4 protein-coding genes are annotated in these 3,756 nt (G+C 59.1%); all 4 read right to left on the bottom strand.

The annotated features are described in order from the left end of the window. On the bottom strand, positions 1-401 hold a 401-nt coding region (locus Q7V20_RS11155), incomplete at its 3' end, for a GTP-binding protein (protein WP_304790671.1). Between the two features lie 118 nt (positions 402-519). Then, positions 520-2,622 carry an elongation factor G gene (gene fusA / locus Q7V20_RS11150; protein WP_304790668.1) on the bottom strand — a complete coding sequence of 701 codons (2,103 nt, stop codon included), beginning with the start codon at positions 2,620-2,622 and terminating at the stop codon, positions 520-522. 68 nt (positions 2,623-2,690) lie between these two features. Continuing rightward, on the bottom strand, positions 2,691-3,161 hold the full coding sequence (gene rpsG / locus Q7V20_RS11145; RefSeq protein WP_230182818.1) for a 30S ribosomal protein S7: 471 nt from the start codon (positions 3,159-3,161) through the stop codon (positions 2,691-2,693). A gap of 194 nt (positions 3,162-3,355) precedes the next feature. Next, positions 3,356-3,736 (bottom strand): 30S ribosomal protein S12, encoded by a 381-nt coding sequence (gene rpsL, locus Q7V20_RS11140; protein WP_230182817.1) that lies wholly within the window; start codon positions 3,734-3,736, stop codon positions 3,356-3,358. Between the last annotated feature and the right edge of the window lie 20 nt (positions 3,737-3,756).

The following is a 3,756-nucleotide window of genomic DNA, read 5'->3' as shown; positions in this document are numbered from 1 at the left end:
AAGACGATGATGTAAGGCACGCCCACCTGGCGGGACAGCAGGATGTGTTCACGCGTTTGGGGCATCGGGCCGTCAGCGGCCGAGCACACCAGGATCGCGCCGTCCATCTGGGCAGCGCCGGTGATCATGTTCTTGACGTAGTCGGCGTGACCGGGGCAGTCAACGTGCGCGTAGTGACGATTCTTGGTTTCGTACTCGACGTGCGCGGTGTTGATGGTGATGCCGCGGGCCTTTTCTTCGGGCGCTGCGTCAATCTGGTCGTACGCCTTGGCTTCGCCACCGAAGGCCTTGGCCAACACGGTGGTGATGGCTGCTGTCAGCGTGGTCTTGCCGTGGTCAACGTGACCAATCGTGCCGACGTTGACGTGCGGCTTGGTCCGTTCGAATTTACCTTTTGCCATTTCAATCTCCTAGAGAGCAAAGAACAGTTGCCCGTGCATGTTTAAGGTCTCCAGCACTGGCCCGCCACGGGCAGCAGGCCAACCACGCCGAGCGTGGTGCCGAAGACCGGCTTTGAATTTACTTACCGCGCGCGGTGATGATGGCGTCGGCCACGTTCTTGGGCGCTTCAGAGTAGTGCTTGAACTCCATGGAGTACGTGGCACGACCTTGAGTGGCCGAACGCAGCGAAGTCGAGTAGCCGAACATTTCCGACAAGGGGACTTCGGCCTTGATGACCTTGCCGCCGCCGACCATGTCGTCCATGCCTTGCACCATGCCGCGACGTGAGGACAGATCGCCCATCACGGTACCGGCATAGTCTTCCGGTGTTTCGACTTCAACGGCCATCATGGGCTCGAGGATCACAGGCGAAGCCTTGCGGCAACCGTCCTTGAAACCCATCGAAGCGGCCATCTTGAACGCGTTTTCGTTCGAGTCCACGTCGTGGTACGAACCGAAGGTCAGGGTGACCTTCAGGTCGACGACGGGGTAACCGGCCAGCACGCCATTGGTCAGGGAGTCGATGACACCCTTTTCAACCGCGGGGATGAATTCACGAGGAACCACACCGCCCTTGATGGCGTCGACGAACTCGAAGCCCTTGCCGGGTTCTTGCGGTTCGACGGTCAGCACGACGTGGCCGTATTGACCCTTACCGCCCGATTGACGCACGAACTTGCCTTCGACGTCCGTGACCTTCTTGCGAATGGTTTCACGGTAGGCCACTTGCGGCTTGCCGACGTTGGCTTCCACGCCGAATTCGCGCTTCATGCGATCGACGATGATTTCCAGGTGCAGCTCGCCCATGCCGGCGATGATGGTCTGACCCGATTCTTCGTCCGTCTTGACGCGGAAGGAAGGATCTTCAGCGGCCAGGCGTGACAGGGCGATGCCCATCTTTTCCTGGTCGGCCTTGGTCTTGGGTTCCACGGCCTGTGCAATCACGGGCTCAGGGAAGACCATCTTTTCCAGCGTGATGATGTTGTCGCCATCACACAAGGTTTCGCCGGTCGTGACGTCCTTCAAGCCCACGCAAGCGGCGATGTCGCCGGCCACGATTTCCTTGATTTCTTCACGCTGGTTGGCGTGCATCTGCAGGATCCGGCCGATGCGCTCTTTCTTACCCTTGATGGGGTTGTAGACCGAGTCGCCGGAGTTCAGGATGCCCGAGTACACGCGCACGAAGGTCAACTGACCAACGTAGGGGTCGGTCATCAGCTTGAACGCCAGGGCCGAGAACTTTTCGTTGTCGTCAGGGCGGCGGCTGGTGGGCTGGTCGTCGTCGTCCGTGCCTTCAACCGGCGGGATGTCGATTGGCGAGGGCAGGTAGTCGATGACCGCGTCGAGCATGCGTTGCACGCCCTTGTTCTTGAAGGCGGTACCGCACAGCATGGGCTGGATTTCGCAGGCGATGGTGCGCGTGCGCAGGGCCAGCTTGATCTCTTCCTCAGACAGGTCACCCGTTTCCAGGTACTTGTTCATCAGCTCTTCGTTGGCTTCGGCGGCGGCCTCGACCATGCCTTCACGCCACTTGGTGGCTTCGGCCTTGAGCTCTTCGGGGATCTCGCGGTAGTCGAACTTCATGCCCTGCGAGGCTTCATCCCAATAGATGGCCTTCATCTTGAGCAGGTCGACCACGCCCTGGAAGTTTTCTTCGGCGCCGATGGGGATCACCACGGGCACGGGGTTGGCCTTCAGGCGCAGCTTCAGTTGGTCGTAGACCTTGAAGAAGTTGGCACCGGTGCGGTCCATCTTGTTGACGAAGGACAGGCGGGGCACGCCGTACTTGTTCGCCTGACGCCACACGGTTTCGGACTGGGGCTGAACGCCGCCCACAGCGCAGTAAACCATGCAGGCACCGTCGAGCACGCGCATCGAACGTTCGACTTCAATGGTGAAGTCGACGTGTCCGGGGGTGTCGATGATGTTGAAACGGTGTTCAGGGTAGGACATGTCCATGCCCTTCCAGAAACAGGTCGTCGCGGCCGACGTGATCGTGATGCCGCGCTCTTGCTCCTGCTCCATCCAGTCCATGGTGGCAGCGCCTTCGTGCACTTCACCAATCTTGTGGTTCACGCCTGTGTAGAACAGGATGCGCTCGGTCGTCGTGGTCTTGCCAGCGTCGATGTGAGCCGAGATACCAATGTTGCGGTAGCGCTCAATCGGGGTCTTGCGGGACATGGTGTGACTCCAAAAATCACGCTGCCTGCAACCAGTGCAGGCAGCTTTTTTGCATTACTGCGGGTGGATCAGAAGCGGAAGTGCGAGAACGCCTTGTTGGCTTCAGCCATGCGGTGGACTTCATCACGCTTCTTCATCGCGCCGCCGCGGCCTTCAGAGGCCTCCAGCAGTTCGTTGGCCAAACGCTGGGCCATCGACTTTTCCGAACGCTTGCGCGACGACTCTTTCAACCAGCGCATGGCGAGGGCCACACGGCGGGAGGGGCGAACTTCAACGGGAACCTGGTAGTTCGCACCACCCACACGGCGAGACTTGACCTCGACCATGGGCTTGATGTTGTTAAGAGCGATGTTGAAAATCTCCAGCGGGTCCTTGCCAGCCTTCTTTTCGACTTGCTCGAGCGCACCGTAGATGATGCGTTCGGCAACGGCCTTCTTGCCCGATTCCATGATCACGTTCATGAACTTGGACAGATCGACACTTCCGAATTTGGGATCGGGGAGGATGTCACGCTTGGGTACTTCACGACGACGAGGCATTTCGTTTCCTTTCAATGCTTCAGTTGATGGGGGCTTTCGACCCACATCGCGGAGGTTGTCATCAACCTTCCACTTACTCGATGGACTCGGGCACAACGCCCAGAACCACCGCCATTTCGGTTGGCTTTCAGCTTGCTGTCACTGTGTGACGTGGGCATGAAGGTGCAGCAACCGACATTCTTGTCAGACCAGCTTTACTTGGTCTTCTTGGGGCGCTTGGCACCGTACTTGGAGCGCGATTGCTTGCGGTCTTTCACGCCTTGCAAGTCGAGCGAGCCACGCACGATGTGGTAACGCACACCCGGCAAGTCCTTGACACGACCGCCGCGAACCAGCACGACGCTGTGTTCTTGCAGGTTGTGGCCTTCGCCGCCGATGTAGGAGATGACCTCGAAACCGTTGGTCAGGCGCACCTTGGCGACCTTACGCAAAGCGGAGTTAGGCTTTTTAGGCGTGGTGGTGTACACGCGAGTGCACACGCCACGACGCTGCGGGCAATTTTGCATCGCAGGCGATTTGGATTTCGTCACCTCGACCTTGCGGCCATGGCGAACGAGCTGATTGATCGTTGGCATTTTGGTAGGTTCCCGTTGAT

Origin of the sequence: Aquabacterium sp., assembly GCF_030652515.1 — a bacterium.
GTDB lineage: Bacteria > Pseudomonadota > Gammaproteobacteria > Burkholderiales > Burkholderiaceae_C > Aquabacterium.
The sequence above is the reverse complement of the archived record's forward strand: the minus strand, read 5'-3'. Positions and strand labels throughout refer to the sequence as shown.